This is a genomic window from Acetobacter sp. DsW_063, from assembly GCF_002153745.1.
GTDB lineage: Bacteria > Pseudomonadota > Alphaproteobacteria > Acetobacterales > Acetobacteraceae > Acetobacter.
Map to the genome: position 1 here is coordinate 1 of NZ_JOPL01000014.1, position 15,564 is coordinate 15,564.

General features: G+C 60.7%; 10 protein-coding genes. 4 read left to right on the forward strand and 6 right to left on the reverse strand.

Going from position 1 to position 15,564, the window contains the following annotated elements:
• Nucleotides 1-26 precede the first annotated feature (26 nt).
• Both HK28_RS03505 and HK28_RS14110 read right to left on the reverse strand, forming a co-directional pair.
• Nucleotides 27-488, reverse strand: coding sequence for a DpnI domain-containing protein (locus HK28_RS03505; protein WP_198945779.1), 462 nt, complete (start codon nt 486-488; stop codon nt 27-29).
• Nucleotides 489-490: 2 nt separating this feature from the next.
• Nucleotides 491-1,219: a transposase gene (locus HK28_RS14110; RefSeq protein ID WP_198945780.1), complete on the reverse strand. Its 729-nt coding sequence runs from the start codon at nt 1,217-1,219 to the stop codon at nt 491-493.
• A 295-nt stretch (nt 1,220-1,514) separates the two neighbouring features.
• Here HK28_RS14110 and HK28_RS03515 point away from each other — a divergent pair, with 295 nt between their 5' ends.
• Nucleotides 1,515-3,077 carry a protease pro-enzyme activation domain-containing protein gene (locus HK28_RS03515; RefSeq protein WP_086643239.1) on the forward strand — a complete coding sequence of 521 codons (1,563 nt, stop codon included), beginning with the start codon at nt 1,515-1,517 and terminating at the stop codon, nt 3,075-3,077.
• Nucleotides 3,078-3,451: 374 nt separating this feature from the next.
• Here the strand turns inward: HK28_RS03515 and bfr are convergent, their stop codons facing one another.
• A complete protein-coding gene (gene bfr, locus HK28_RS03520; RefSeq protein WP_086643240.1) occupies nt 3,452-3,940 on the reverse strand; it encodes a bacterioferritin in 489 nt (162 codons plus the stop codon).
• Nucleotides 3,941-4,290: 350 nt separating this feature from the next.
• Between bfr and HK28_RS03525 the strand changes: the two genes are divergently transcribed.
• Entirely contained in the window at nt 4,291-6,501 is a 2,211-nt protein-coding gene (locus HK28_RS03525) for a PQQ-dependent dehydrogenase, methanol/ethanol family (RefSeq protein ID WP_086643241.1), read from the forward strand.
• A gap of 58 nt (nt 6,502-6,559) precedes the next feature.
• Here the strand turns inward: HK28_RS03525 and HK28_RS03530 are convergent, their stop codons facing one another.
• The 3 genes from HK28_RS03530 to HK28_RS03540 form a co-directional block, all read right to left on the reverse strand.
• Nucleotides 6,560-9,664: an efflux RND transporter permease subunit gene (locus HK28_RS03530; protein WP_086643242.1), complete on the reverse strand. Its 3,105-nt coding sequence runs from the start codon at nt 9,662-9,664 to the stop codon at nt 6,560-6,562.
• Nucleotides 9,661-10,761, reverse strand: a complete 1,101-nt coding sequence (locus tag HK28_RS03535) for an efflux RND transporter periplasmic adaptor subunit (RefSeq protein WP_086643243.1) — start codon at nt 10,759-10,761, stop codon at nt 9,661-9,663. Before HK28_RS03535 ends, HK28_RS03530 begins: the two co-directional genes overlap by 4 nt.
• Before the next feature lie 85 nt (nt 10,762-10,846).
• A complete protein-coding gene (locus HK28_RS03540) occupies nt 10,847-11,455 on the reverse strand; it encodes a TetR/AcrR family transcriptional regulator (protein ID WP_086643244.1) in 609 nt (202 codons plus the stop codon).
• A gap of 140 nt (nt 11,456-11,595) precedes the next feature.
• Here HK28_RS03540 and HK28_RS03545 point away from each other — a divergent pair, with 140 nt between their 5' ends.
• Entirely contained in the window at nt 11,596-13,086 is a 1,491-nt protein-coding gene (locus HK28_RS03545) for an efflux transporter outer membrane subunit (RefSeq protein ID WP_233140326.1), read from the forward strand.
• 524 nt (nt 13,087-13,610) lie between these two features.
• Nucleotides 13,611-15,374, forward strand: coding sequence for an acyl-CoA dehydrogenase C-terminal domain-containing protein (locus HK28_RS03550; RefSeq protein ID WP_086643245.1), 1,764 nt, complete (start codon nt 13,611-13,613; stop codon nt 15,372-15,374).
• The last annotated feature ends 190 nt before the right edge of the window (nt 15,375-15,564 follow it).

Here is a 15,564-nt window from a genome sequence, read left to right on the forward strand (position 1 = left end):
CTGCATTGCAGCAACGGCAGATCATCTCAAGACCTAACAGGCCCTAGCCTGACCAGCCGACCAACTACGGTCCGCAGGTCGTACATGAAGCCCTGCCATCCAGCGCGGCGCGCGGTCTCCGACAGCGGCTTTCGCGGTTGGAAGAGTTCGGGCGGCTGCAGGTCTGCTGACAGATAGTGGATTGAATATCGCTTCAGGTCGGCAGTCGCCAAAACGAGATAGAGCGGGAAGTAGATTGCCGCATCCATCCGATCCTTTTGCGGCCCCCACGCTGCTCCCAATATCATGCGCGGGAGCGTTTCTGCATCTGCCGATGTCATGGCCTTCACTTGCGCTAAGAAGCCACAGAAATCGCAAATCAGGTCCGCGCACTTGAAGTTCGGCGGAAGGCGTTTGAGTGTTTTCGGCCGCTTGCAGCGCGGACAGTCGCATTTCTTCGCGACGATCATCTCGCCGAACGCGCCAAGGTCTTGTTTGGCGGTTGCCACGATCAGTTCTTGAAATATTCGCGGACGAAATCGAGCCCTTTTCGGGTGATCTTGAATCCGCCGGGGACGTCTTGCGCATATCCCTGATAGATGAAATTGATTTTGACAGCCTTGTGCGACTTTAGGTTGCGCACAATCTGGGAGAACTTCGAGTCCTTCCGGCTCGCATTTGCCGTCGAATGGTCGTCGGAAAGCTTCACGTAGCTTGGTAGGGCCTCAATCAGATCGCTGGTGGAAATCTCGCCATTCGTCCGGACGGACATGATGAGTAACGCGTATTTCCAAAGGTCACCGCCAATGAACGTTTCGTCAGCCTCGCCATCCAGCGGGCGATTGAAGGACTTTGTTTGCGCGGCATAGCGCAACCGGTGCAGCATGAACCACGCGGTTTTCTGCGTGACCCCAATATCCTTGGCGAGCTGCGTGCTGGCGATGCCCTTCTTGTGGCTGGTGATAAGCCAAACGGCGAGCATCCATTCGCGCAAACCGATCTTGCTATCCTCAAAGATCGTGCCGACCTTAATCGAAAACCGCTTACGGCAGTCGCCGCACTTGTGGGTGCGGCGATCTGAAAAGTGATAAACCTTAGTGGAACCGCACTGAGGGCAGAACGCGCCATGCTTCCAGCGGATCACTGTGAAATGGTCGATGGCGGCCTGCTCATCGGGGATGGCCTTCATCATCTGGATGAGGCTGTTGAAGTGCTGCTTTGTGGGGGCACTGCGCTCCATTCGCCCTAGATGGCGGGGAAATCAGATTGGGTCAAGGAAGTATATAACCACCATAATTTATCCACAAACACATACAGAAAATTCAGACCGTGACACGCCTGCGCAAAACACCTCCGATTCCTCCGGACGAAAAAGCCCAAAGCGAACGGCAACGCCGTCCCAGCGTTTGCACCCTGACGGCTGTCATGCCCGGCGGAGACGCTCATGATGCCGCGGCGGGTTTCGCTTCGAGTCTCTCAGGATCGGCGGCTGCAGCAACTCGCTTTCCCGATGTTCGACAACAAAGGACTGAGCCATGACAGCCAGTAAGCCACTTCCATTCGCGAGAAGTTTCGCCCGCCCCGTCAGCGCGACGCATCCAGATTGCGCACGCGTGGGGGACGTGCCGCAGGATCGCACGATTCATCTGACCATCGTGCTCAAGCCTGCGACGCCGATCGACCCCACCGCCGCGCCGTTGAGTCGTGAGGAGTTTGCGACCCGACACGGAGCCAGCGCCGACGCCATCTCGCGCGTCGAAGCGTATGCCCGCGCGCACGGCATGACAGTCGATCTGGCGGACGCGGCCCAGCATGTTGTGCGGGTGTCTGGCACGGTGAAGCAGGCCTGCGCCGCTTTTCGGCCCGAGAAACTGGGACTGTACCGCTTCGCCGGGCGCGCCGAGCCCGCGATGGCGCGAGAAGGGTCTTTGACCCTCCCTCCGGAGCTAAGCGACGACGTGGTCGCCGTCATGGGCTTCGATGAACGCCCGGTCGCACGCGCGCATTTTCGGCGTCTGCTTGCATCGGGGGGCAACGCTACAACTCAGGGAGCCTCGGTGGTCAGCGCAGCGGCGCGATCCACATCGTCCTGGTCTCCCGTGGACGTTGCCAAGCATTATGGATTTCCGACAGACGTCACCGGCAGGGGGCAGACGATCGGCCTCATCGAACTGGGCGGCGGATATCAAGCCTCGCAGATGGCGGCCTATTTCAAAACTCTGGGCGTCAGTCGCACCGGAACGTTGACAGCAGTCAGCGTAGACCGCGCTTCCAACGCACCCGAAAATGACCCCAGCGGCGCGGACGGAGAAGTTCAGCTCGACATAGAAGTCGCGGGATCCGTCGCGCCCGGCGCCAACATCGCCGTCTATTTTGGCCCCAACCAGGGCAGCGGTTTCTTCGACGCACTGAACACCGCCGTGCATGACAAGGCCAACGCGCCAGGCGTCATTTCCATAAGTTGGGGCGGCCCGGAGAGCGGCTGGGAAGCTCAGGATATGGACGCGATGGACCAGACCATGCAGGCGGCAGGCGCCATGGGCGTGACTGTAACAGTCGCATCGGGCGACAACGGCGCGTCGGACGGCACGGACCAGACCTATATGGTCGATTTTCCGGCGTCCAGTCCGCACGCTCTGGGCTGTGGCGGCACTCGCCTGCCACGTTCGGGCGGCGAGGTCGTCTGGAACGACGGCGCGTCAGGCGGCGCGACCGGCGGCGGTTACTCGACGCATTTCACAAAACCCGACTGGCAGAGCGGCAATGACGAGTCCTATCGCGGCGTGCCGGATGTCGCGGGAAACGCCGACCCGGAGACGGGTTATCAGGTAACGGTGGACGGAACCTCGACAGTCATCGGCGGCACCAGCGCTGTAGCGCCCCTCTGGGCCGCGCTGATCGCCCTGGCCAACGAGAAAAATGGCCACCCCGCCGGTTTTGTGAACGCCCGACTTTACGCAACGCCCACAGCGTTCAATGACATCGTCTCCGGCGACAACAACGGCTATTCTGCGGCAAAAGGGTGGGACCCGGTCACTGGCCTTGGCAGCCCCAAGGGAGCGGCGATCATCGCAGCCGTGGCGCCAGCGACAACATAACGGTCCGCGCAGATGGCGTTCACACGTGTCATCACCAGTGGAGAGCGTTCGACGGCCATTCTCTACCGTCTTCGGCAATCGTGGCGCATAAAATCCGAACGACGCGCCCGTCTTGCTATGCCACGATGAAAAAAAGCCCGCAGTTTTGCGGGCCATGATCACCCCTCAAGGCGCCTAACAGGTCGCGTCCAACACACACAGACGCTCCGATGCGCCAAAGGCGCAAGATACCGCGTAAGCAGCATCTTGCGCCCTTGGCGTTTTTCAGAAGCAAAGCCCCTCGCTACGTCTGGTAAGGACGGCGAACGACATTTGCGCCTTGGCCAGACGCACCCGCTCCTCACCGGGAGCCGGGCCGCCTGCCAACGCTAGCCTTACTCCTGATCGGGGGCCGGTGCGGAGTTGAGCTGAATGTAACGCTCGATCCCGATCTGCTTGATCAGGTCGAACTGACGATCCAGATAGTCCTCGTGCTCTTCTTCGTTATCGAGAATCTTCAGCAACAGGTCACGAGAAACGTAATCACGGACGCTCTCGCAATATGCGATTCCATCGCGAAGATCGGCGAGCGCCTTCTCTTCGAGCTTCAGATCGCATTCGAGGATTTCCTTGACGTCCTGACCGATCAGGATCGTGTTCAGGCGCTGTACGTTCGGGAGGCCGCCGAGGTAGAGGATGCGCTCGATCAGCCAATCGGCGTGACGCATTTCTTCGATGGATTCCTCGTATTCCTTCTTGCCAAGAAGCGTGACGCCCCAGTGACGCAGGGTCCGGGCATGGAGGAAGTACTGGTTGATCGCTGTCAGTTCGTTGGTGAGCTGCAGGTTGAGGTATTCGACAACCTTCGGGTCTTTGATGGCCATAACGCGCTTCTTCCTGGTCCGTTCGAGTAAATCTGCGGGTCTATGTATCGCATGATATGATGACGCGCAATGAAAAAATCATGTTATATCAACGTGATAATGGATATAATAATCAGTTGCAAGCCAATTCGGACGCAATCGCAACATTGTCAGATCAGAATTGGCCGCCATGAACGCCTCGCCGCCGATCACGGCGCCTGCATAGGTTTTTCCTTTCTCGCTTGAAGATTATTCAACGAGATGAAGAGAGGCCGCATCCCTTGTGGCAACGGCGCGCCGTGCATATCGTTCGCGCCTCAGAACAATGAGGGCGGCTTGTCGTCGCCATACGGTTGAGAGTGAGACGCCACATGCCCCATCGCCCCCGCGCCCCGAGGCCCTTGACCCGCCGCGCCGGAGCCCTGCTCGGTCAGACGGCGCTCACCCTGTGTTTGCTTGTCTCCGCCGCGTTGACTGCCCGCGCGGAAACCGGCGCGGGCGCGTCCACCGGCGACGCCATAACGCATGCGGACGAGCATCCGGGCGAATGGCTGGGGCACGGACGAACGTGGTCTGAACAGCGTTACAGCCCACTCGATGCGATCAACGTCCACAATGTCGGCAGCTTGCATCTGGCGTGGCATCTCGATCTCGACACCAACCGGGGGCAGGAAGGGTCGCCGATCATCGAGGGCGGCGTGATGTACGAGACAACGGCCTGGAGCATGGTCAAGGCAGTCGACGCGGCGACGGGCAAACTGCTGTGGTCATACGATCCCAAGGTCGTACGCACGTTCGCCGACAAGGGATGTTGCGACGTGGTGAACCGCGGCCCCGCGCTCTGGAACGACAAGATTTATGTGGCGACGTACGACAACCGTCTTATCGCGCTGGACAAGCATGACGGACATGTCGTGTGGAGCGTCGATACGATCCCGCACGACGCCGACCTCGGCTCGCAACGCTCCTACACCATCACCGGCGCGCCGCTTGCCGCTAAAGGGCAGATCGTCATCGGCAATGGCGGAGCGGAACTGGGCGCGCGCGGATTTATCTCCGCCTTCAACGCCGAGACCGGCAAGCTGTCATGGCGTTTCTACACCGTGCCGAACGCACATAACGCACCGGACCACGCGGCCTCTGACGATGTATTGCGCAAGGTGGCGTATCCTACCTGGAGCAAGGGCGGCGCGTGGCTCACGCAGGGCGGCGGTGGCACCGCGTGGGACTCAATCGTCTATGACCCTGTCACGAATTTAATCTATATCGGCACCGGAAACGGCTCCCCATGGAGCTACCTCCTGCGATCGGAAGGCAAGGGCGACAACCTGTTTCTCTCCAGCATCATCGCCGTCAAACCCGATACAGGCGAATATGTGTGGCATTTTCAGGAAACGCCCAAAGATCAGTGGGACTATACCTCCGTCCAGCATATCATGACGCTGGACTTGCCGATCAACGGCGCCATGCGGCATGTGATCGCGCACGCGCCCAAAAACGGATTTTTCTATATTCTTGACGCCAAGACCGGCGAATTTCTGTCCGGAAAGAACTTTGTCTACGTCAACTGGGCAAAGGGGCTGGATCCCAAGACCGGGCGGCCTCTTTTTACCCCCGACGCGCTTTATTCCACGAAAGGGAACCTCTGGTACGGCTTCCCCGGCACAATGGGCGCACACGGCGTGCCGGAGATGGCGTACAGCCCGAGGACCGGATACGTCTATATCCCGGTTCAGCAGGCTCCAGATTTCTATCAGACAGCCCACACAATGGAAGTTCATCCGGACGCGTGGAATCTGGGCGAGGAAACCGACGCAAGCGACGCACGGGATTCTTATCAGTCGCTAGCGAAAATCACCAAAGATTTGCGCGGCTGGCTGGTGGCTTGGGACCCCGTGCGTCAGCGCGCGGCCTGGCGCACGCCAGAGGGAACCGATCCGATCAACGGCGGCCTTCTCGCGACGGCAGGCGATGTCGTGTTTCAGGGTTTGGCGAATGGGCAATTTCACGCCTTCGACGCCCGCAGCGGAAAGGATCTGTTTTCCTTCGACGCGCAAAGCGGCATTCTCGCCCCCCCTGTCAGCTACCTTGCAAATGGCAAGCAATATGTCGCCGTGGAGGTAGGCTGGGGCGGCGGTTACGGACTTTACCCAAGCGGTCTTGAGCGACGGAAGCTTGGCTCCGCCAATCACTCCCGCATCCTTGCGTTTACTCTGGACGGCACGGACAGCCTGCCGCCTGCACAGATTGTGCCTTTGCCGCCCCTATCCCCGCCCCACGACTATGACAGGAAGAGCGCACTCGCAGGCAGTCGACAGTTCGCGTTGTATTGCCAGTGGTGTCACGGAAATCTCGCCCAGTCGAACGGCGTTCTGCCGGATCTGCGCTACTCGTCAGCGATCGCCGACAAAAGCGCATTCGAATCCATCGTCGGCAAGGGCGCGCTCGAGGCCTTCGGCATGGACCGTTTCGACAAATCGCTGTCGCCCGAGGAAATCGAGACGATCCGCCAGTATCTGATCTGGCGTGCGCACCAGACGCTGGAAGAACAGGCCGCCAAGAGCCAGAAACCTGCTCACTAACGCATACCATGCGGACGCCAGCATAAATCAGCCGAGATGGTGGGGGAGACCAGCAGCCTCACGGCGGCGCCGCTGGCTCAAACGGACTCTCCGGTTTGTCCGGAGCAGGCCCCCCTGACGGCTTTATGCGGTACCAGATTGCATAAAGCGCAGGCAGGAACATCAGGATCAGTCCGGTGCCTGCTGCGGTACCGCCGATCAGAGTATAAGCCAACGATCCCCAGAATACGGATTCCGTCAACGGGATGAAGGCGAGCACGGCGGCCAATGCCGTCAGAATGACAGGACGCGCGCGCTGCACAGTCGCCTCGACCACCGAGTGGAATGGATCGAGCCCCGCCGCTTGATTCACCTTGATCTGCCCGAGCAGGATCAACGTATTGCGCATCAGGATTCCCGACAGACCGATCAGCCCGAGGATCGCGTTAAAACCGAAGGGCTGATGAAAGATCAGCAGAGTCGGCACTGTCCCGATCAAGCCCAGCGGCGCCGTGAGAAACACCATGAGCATACCTGAGATCGAGCGTGTCTCGAACACCAGAACAATCAGGGTCAGCAAAATCATAACCGGGAAAATCGGCGCCAGCGCTGCTTTCGCCTTTCCGGATTCCTCCGCATTGCCGCCGACCTCGATGCGATAACCGGGCGGCAACACCGCCCGCACCGGGGCCAGCGCCTGATTAATCGCCGCAGCGACCTGCGGTGGTTGCATGCCCTCGTCGATGTCGCTTTGCACCGTGATCGTCGGAACCCGATCCCGTCGCCGCAGGACTGGATCTTCCGCGTCGATCTCCACATGCCCAATCTGGCTGAGCGGAATCAGCTGGCCTGTCCGGTTACTGATGCTCATATCGCCCAGTCGCGCAGGATCAAGACGATCGCGCCCCGCGCTGCGAACCACAAGATCCACCGCCCGGATATCCTCACGCACCTGCGTCACAGGAGCGCCCAGCAACAGAAACTGGATTTGCTCCGACGCCTCCTGCGGCGACAGACCGATCAGTTGCAGGCGCGCCTGATCCAGCACGAAATGCACGGTCTGCGCACGTTCGCCCCAGTCGGTGTTCACCTGTCGCGTGTCAGGGTTGTGTCGCATGACGTCGCTCACCTGCGCAGCGATGCTACGCACTCGATCGGCGTCCGGCCCCATAACCCGGAACATGATCGGAAAATGCGTGTACGGACCGAAGACAAACTGCGTCACACGAATTCGCGCATCGGGAGCGATGCCCTGCGCCACCGCCTGTCTCATACGATCGCGCAGGTGATCGCGGGCCTCAGCGTTCGGCGTCAGGACCACAATTTTCGCGAAGGCCGGGTCTGGCAACTCCGGGTTATAGGCCAGGAAAAAACGGGGAGCACCCGCTCCGACATAGCTGGTGACGATCTTCGCTTCCGGCTGTTTTTTCAGCCACGCCTCCACACGAGCGGTAACCCGTGTGGTCGTCTCGATGCTTGTTCCCTCCGACATCTGCACCTCAGCCAGCAATTCTGGACGGTCCGAACTGGGAAAGAATTGTTGACGAACAGCGCCCATACCCAAGACAGACAGCACGAACAACGACAAAACGGTTCCAGCCACCAGAAACTTGCGACGGACGACCCACACCATAAGACGACGGAAGCGCTGATAATTCGGCGTGGCGTAGATATGTTCGTAAGCGCCGTCGATTTTTTTGATATCCGGCAACAGCTTCACGCCAAGATAAGGCGTGAACACCACGGCCACGAACCAGGAAGTCAGCAGCGCGTAACCGACGATCCAGAAAATATTCCCTGCATATTCTCCCGCGGTCGACCGGGCGAAGCCAACAGGCGTAAAACCGATGATCGTCACCAGAGTGCCCGCCAGCATCGGCGCCGCCGTATGACTCCATGCATAGGCGGCAGCTTTCGTTCGTTCGTAACCCTCCTCCAGCTTCACCACCATCATTTCAATCGCGATGATCGCGTCGTCGACAAGAAGCCCGAGTGAAATGATCAGCGCCCCTAGCGTAATTCGATCGAGAGCCCGACCTGTCACCAGCATGATCACCATGACGATCGACAGCGTCAGCGGCACAGCCGCCGCAACGACAATACCGACGCGCCACCCGAGACTGAGCAGACTCACGACCATCACCACAGCCAGCGCGACGAAGAATTTCAGCATGAACTCGCCGACTGCGGCGTGAATAATTCCGGCCTGATCGACAATCTTCGTCAAGGTGACTCCAGACGGCAGCCCTGCGCCAAGGGCCACTTCCGCGGCGGCCAGAGATTCGCCCAGCTTCAGCCCGTTCCAATGGTCTTGCATGACGACGTTCAGGATCAGCGTCTGCTCCCCGTTATGCCGGACAAGATAGGTTGGCGGGTCCTCATATCCACGCTCAACTGTCGCGATATCGGACATCTTGAATGTCCTGCCTTCTGCGGTAATCGGGATGTCTCGGATTTTCTGCAAATCGTCCAGCGCCCCGTCCAGACGCACGAAGACCTGCGGACCACGCGTATCGATCGAACCCGCAGGCGTCACAGCATTCTGGCGACGCAGCGCGGCGAATACATCCTGCGCGCCGATCCCCAGTGTCGTTAGTCTGGCGTTAGAGAAATTGACGAATATCCTCTCCGGACGCTCCCCGACGATGTCGACCTTGCGCACGCCGGGGACATGCAGAAGACGCTGCCGCACGGTTTCCGCCTGCCGAACCAGGAGATGTTCAGGCAGTCCGTGCCCATCCAGCGCATAGACCGCAAAATCGACATCTGAATATTCGTCATTGACGAACGGCCCCTGCACGCCCTGAGGCAGAAGCGGCATGGTGTCGTACAGCTTTTTGCGAATCTGATAGAATTGTTCCGGCACGGCGGCGGGCGGAATTTTATCCTTGAGCGTGACCATCATCAACGCCACGCCGGGACGCGCCAACGTCTCCACACGATCGTACCATTGCAGTTCCTGCACGCGCTTTTCAAGAGGATCCGCCACAAGATCCTGCATCTCCTTCGCAGTAGCGCCGGGCCAGACAGCCGTCACAGTCAGAGTCTTGACTGTAAAAGCCGGATCCTCCGCGCGACCAAGGCTGAAAAAGGCGAAAGCTCCCGATAACGCCAGCGCTACGATCAGGAACAGCGTGATTCCACGCTCGCGCACCGCGAGGGCGGAGAGGTTAAACCCGCTCATTGCATCGCGACTTTCGTCGAAGCGGTCTGAACATGTTCCCCAACATGCAGATAATGACCGCCTACAGCCACGATCAGCATACCCGGCCGAAGATCGGCCTCAGGAACGATCGTCGCCGTCTCATCCCCGATGCTGGCGAGTTTCACGGGATGAAAGCTGACCGTCGACGCGCCTCCGTCCACGCTCCAGACTCCGGGACCTTTCCCTTCGTCGTCAATCGCGCCTAGCGGCACGACGAAGGTAGCCGGAACATCGTTCGCATCAGGCAGGCGAACGCGCACCGTCGTTCCGAGTGGCGCTTCTGCGCCCGCGCCCTCCATGACGTAACGGGCCTCGAACGTGCGGGTGCGCGGGTCCGCTGCGTCGGACAGTTGCCGCAGACGCGCAATTACGCTGAGCCTGTTCCCGTACAGCTCCGCCTGCGCCGTCGAATGCAGAGCGGGACGCACACCTTCTGGCAGTTCGACCGACGCTTCACGCGGACCCGCATGCGCCAGCACGATAACCGTCTGACCTGCTGCGACGACATGGCCCGGCTCCGCCAGCGTCTGAACGACTACGCCATCCGCATCCGCACGAAGGAAAGCGTAATCATCCTGATTTCGCGCTATTTTTTCCTGAGCGATCGCCGCATCAAGCTGAGCGCGGGCGCTGTCGGCAGCCGCCTTGATCTGATCGTAGACCGAAGCCGAGACAGCGCCGGTCGCCACCAGACCGCGATAGCGATGTTCGTCGGCTGCAGTCTGATTCCAGCGCGCCTGCAGCGAGGCCACGCCGCCAACCTGCGTCGTCACTGCATGGACATAATCCGTTGGATCAAGACGCATCAGCGCCTGTCCTTTGGAAACAGTCTGTCCAGCGTCGACCAGTCTCTCGACAATCTTGCCGGAAACCCGGAACCCGAGATCGCTTTGCACGTGCGCCGCTACAACCCCAGTGTAGACATGCCCGCCGGGCGCCGTCGGGTCGATCCGCACGACCTCGACGATGCGCTCGGCCGTGCGGGGATCTGGCTCGTTTTTTTGTTTACAGGCCGACAGCCCGAATGCGGCGCAAAGACTGGCTGCAGCGAGAAGGGAAAGGCGTGTTCCAGCCATGATCTGGCTCCCACTGGGTTAGGGAGCCTAAATTGTACACGAGTGACCATATTGTCAATTGGTCACAACTCGGTTTTCTACCGCCTCAGGGGGCGAGACTTCGCAGAACGAGATTCGCCAGCACCGCCGCATCGCCCTCCAGCGTGTCCATGTGCTGCTCAAGCAGAAGAGGATGATAGATGGATTGCAGAACGAGCATTATGGCGTTGCAGGTCTCGTCGACCGGCGTTTTGCGCTCGAACTCGCCGCCATCGCGCCCTTCGTGAATCAGACGCTCCACCATGGCGCGCAACGCTTCATGAAAGAACTTCGAAGATGGCCATTCTTCCTCCACGGCCGAATATACGATGTCGTGCAGCCTCCGTTCGTGTGAGAACAGAAGGAGGGTACTGCGTGCAAGCGCCAGAAAGACCCGGCGCATCCGGTCCGAAGCCGCCTTCCCGTCGTCAACGATCACCTGCACGTCTTCGCGCATCCGGTCGTGCTGAAGCGCGCATATCGCCTCTCCGATCGCGCGTTTCGATTCGAAGAATTTGTAAATATACGCTTTCGAAAGACCGATTGCATCGGCCAGATCCGCGATCGTGGTCTTCTTGTACCCGTAATGCCCGAAGTGTTCGATGGCCGCCGCGATGATCTGATCCCGACGCTCGTGGTCCACCGGGCCGCGCTGTCCGTTTTGGGGCGTACGCATCCTGACTCCTGTGGCTGACGGTTCGCGCTTTGTAAGTAGGCCACGCGGGGCGAATTGACAACGAGTGACGATAATGTCTATTGGTCACTCGACTACAGCCGGACAGTCCATGTCCGACTCCCCTCGAAAGTCGAGCATCCATGATGATCACCCATCGCCCGGCGGAACAGGACGTCATCTCTTCGCCTGTTCGCAAGACTGTCGGCTGGTTAAGGCCCGGCATCGCATTGTCTCTGGCGCTCACGTCATCCGCCTGCGCTGTCGGGCCGGATTACAAAACGCCGAACCCCCATCTCGATACATTTCATAGCGCCGCAGCCGTGAACGCGCGCCGTGCCGCGCCGTCGTCGGCTCCGTCTCTGGACGCATGGTGGAACGGGTTTCACGACCCGGAACTTGTTCGCATTGAGCAGCGTGTATTGAGTCAAAATCTCGACCTCGCAGCCGCACTCGCCCGCGTCCGTCAGGCAAGCGGCGCGGCCGAGGCGGCGACGGCGCGCCTGTTGCCGACACTGGATTTCGCTCCCGAAGCGTCTGCAAACAGGATGTCGCATGAAAGCCTGATCGGACATGTGGTTCGAACAATTCCCGGTTCCCACCGCGACTATCGCACTTATGACGTCAGCGGCGCAGCAAGCTGGGAGATCGACCTGTTCGGCGGTCTGCGACGCGGGCAGGAAGCCGCGCGGGATGAAGAGCAGGCTGCGCAGGCGGAGCGCGTGGGTGAACGCGTCACGGTAGCGGCCGACGCGGCCGACGCCTATTTCCAGATCAGGGGCGATCAGGCGCGACTCGCCGTCGTTGAAAAACAGATCGCAGTAGACAGCCACCTTCTGGATCTGGTTCGCCAAAGACGCGCGAGCGGCGTTTCAAATGAGCGCGAACTCGCGCAGGCCGAAGCTTTGCTGCAATCCGCGCGTCAGAGCGCGCCGCTGATCCGTATCGCACTGGAAGCGCAGCTCAATCGCCTGGACGTGCTGATGGGCGCGCAGCCCGGCGCTTACGCAGCTGAATTGGACGCACGCGCCGACATTCCCGACATCCCCGCAATTAACGGCGCCACGCCCGCTGAGATGCTGCGCCGCAGGCCGGACATCCTCGCCGCGGAACGCCGTCTGGCGGCGTCGAGCGCGCGCATCGGCCAGGCGCTCGGCGATTATTATCCCAAGCTATCTCTATCCGGCGCGCTCGGCTTTCAAAGCCTCAATCCGCAAAGACTCTTCACTGCTCCGGGCTTTCAGGCGGCCGGGTCGGGCGCCATTCGTTGGCGGATATTCGATTTCGGCAAGATCGACGCCGAAGTTCAGCAGGCTCGTGGCGCCAACGCCGAAGCTCTGGCGCGTTACCGGTTGACGGTGCTTCACGCCGCCGAAGACGTAGAAAATGCCTTCACGACCCTCGTGCAGAGCGAGCAGCGGACAGAGGAGCTGCGCATCGAGGTTGTGTCCCTGACCCGCGCACGCGATCTTTCGGAGCAATCTTTTCAGGCGGGCGTCATTCCTTTGACCGATGTGCTCGACGCAGACCGGCAACTTCTTGATTCGCAGGATCAACTCGCCCTCAACCGAGCGAACGCTGCGCGCGCGGCGGTCAGTTCCTTCAGAGCGCTTGGCGGCGGGTGGCCTACGTAGGGATTCTCTGATTGCGGGATGGATTTCGTTAATTTCGGCGCTTATCGAAACCCGCGAGACCACAGCCTGAGCAGAGTAGGCTCCCACAGTCAGCCCTCATAAACACGCGGCGTCGACGTGGCGTGTCGCGGTTGAGCTTTCGAGACCTCTCCAAGACCACCAACATTGGACCGGTTCAACCATCTGTGACAGCCGCGGCCAACGACGGGCATCGACACCGACGATGCGCCATGCTTACTCTACGAAACAAACAATCGTTTGATTTTATCTCTCGAACGTCGGATACGAACATGGAACAGCAGGACAGGGACTCGATCGCGCACAATGTCACCTTGGCCGAATCCGCGGCGTCGCGTGGCCTGAAGTCGCGCGGCGCATGACCAGACGCGTCGACGCCACGCAATGACGCCGCCACATCGCCCCTGCTCCCTGACCGGCAGTGCAGCATCTCTCGCGAACTAACGCGACCTTTACTTCCAGCCTTACGAAACTGTTGCCCCTTACACGCCAAGGATCAGCGGACCATGCCCAGTTACACCGCCCCAGTCGCCGACATGATGTTTCTACTGCGCGACGTGCTCGATGCGCCCGGCGCGCTCGCCCAACTACCGGCGCATGCTGAGACGGACCTCGTCATGATCGAGAGTATTCTCGACGAAGCGGGCAAGTTCTGTGCGGAAAAGCTCCACCCACTCAACCGGAGCGGCGATGAGGAAGGGAGCCGTCTGGTCGACGGCGTCGTCCAGACGCCAAAGGGCTTCGCCGAGGCTTACGCGGCGTTTCGAGACGGCGGCTGGACCGGGCTCTCGGCGTCGCCGGAATTCGGCGGTCAGGGGCTGCCGCGCGCCGTGCAGATTCTGATCGATGAAATGCTGTCCGGAGCCAACCTCTCCTTCGGCCTGTTTCCCGGTCTGACGCGCGGCGCCTGCGAGGCCATCGAGGCCCATGCGGACGAGCATCTCAAATCCACCTATCTCCCGCGCATGATTTCCGGTGAGTGGACGGGCGCCATGGCCCTCACCGAAGGCAACGCCGGGTCCGATCTCGGCCTTCTGAAGGCCACGGCCGCGCCACGCGAAGACGGCTCTTATTTCGTGACCGGCTCAAAGATCTTCATTTCCTCGGGCGAGCACGACATGGCGGAGAACATCATCCACCTTGTCCTCGCGCGGCTGCCCGACGCCCCTCCAGGCACCAAGGGCATCAGTCTTTTTCTCTGCCCCAAATTTCTGGTGAACGAAGACGGATCTCTTGGCGCGCGCAACACGCTCTCGGTCGGCGCGCTTGAGCACAAGATGGGCATACACGCGCAGCCGACCTGCGTGATGAACTACGACGGTTGCCAGGGCTGGCTCGTGGGCCAGCCACATCGGGGGCTCGCCGCCATGTTCACCATGATGAACGCTGAGCGTCTGTTCGTCGGCGTGCAAGGACTCGGCGTGGCTGACGCCTCGTACCAGACAGCAGCAGCCTATGCGAAAGAGCGTCTTCAGGGCCGCGCTTCGGGCGGAGTGGGGACCGCGCCGATCATCGCCCATCCGGATGTTCGCCGGATGCTCCTGATCATGCTTTCGACCATCGAAGCCGGGCGGGCGCTGGTGCTCTTCACTGCGCTGGAGATGGACAAGGAAACCTCTCACCCCGATGCGGCCGCACGGGCTGAAGCGGCAGGGCTTGTCGCCCTGCTCACCCCGGTCATCAAGGCGGCGCTGACCGACTTCGGCTTCGAAGCCGCGGTTCTTGGGCAACAAGTGCTGGGCGGACACGGTTACATCCGCGAATGGGGGCAGGAGCAGCATGTCCGTGACGCCCGCATCACTCAGATCTACGAAGGCACGAACGGCATACAGGCGCAGGACCTGGTGGTCCGCAAACTCGACCTCGACGACGGCGCGCCGCTGCGACGCTTTCTTGGCCTGATCCGCGAAACTCTGGCGGCCACGGCGGATCGCAGCGAACTGGCGACAGAACACGATGCGCTTTCCGAGGCTCTGGGACACCTCGATGACGTCACCGCGCGTCTTGGCGGCGCGCTTTCGAAAGCCGACGAACGAAACGCGGCGGCCGTCGATTATCTGCGCCTTTTCTCGCTGGTGGCGTATGGCTGGCTTTGGCTGCGGATCGCAGACGCGGTGCTCCGGGTGGGCGACGTCACGACGACGGGTCGCCGGAAACTCGCCACCGCCCGTTTCTTTGCCACGCGTATGCTGCCGCAGAGCCAGTCGCTCGCCCGGCAGATCGCAGCGGGCGCCGCCCCGCTCATGGCGCCGGAGGCCGGTTGGTTCTGACCCTCGTGCATCATACACAAAATCCCCAATAACGCTCTATACTTTCGAAAACATGACGCACGCACCCCCTCCCACGCGTGCGAACAACGCATACGGCAGGATCATGACGCAGAATCATCACGCGGGGAGCCGAGGGGCGTTTCACGCGCAGGGAAAGAATGCCGCTCTTCCAGGTCACGATCGCCAAGTC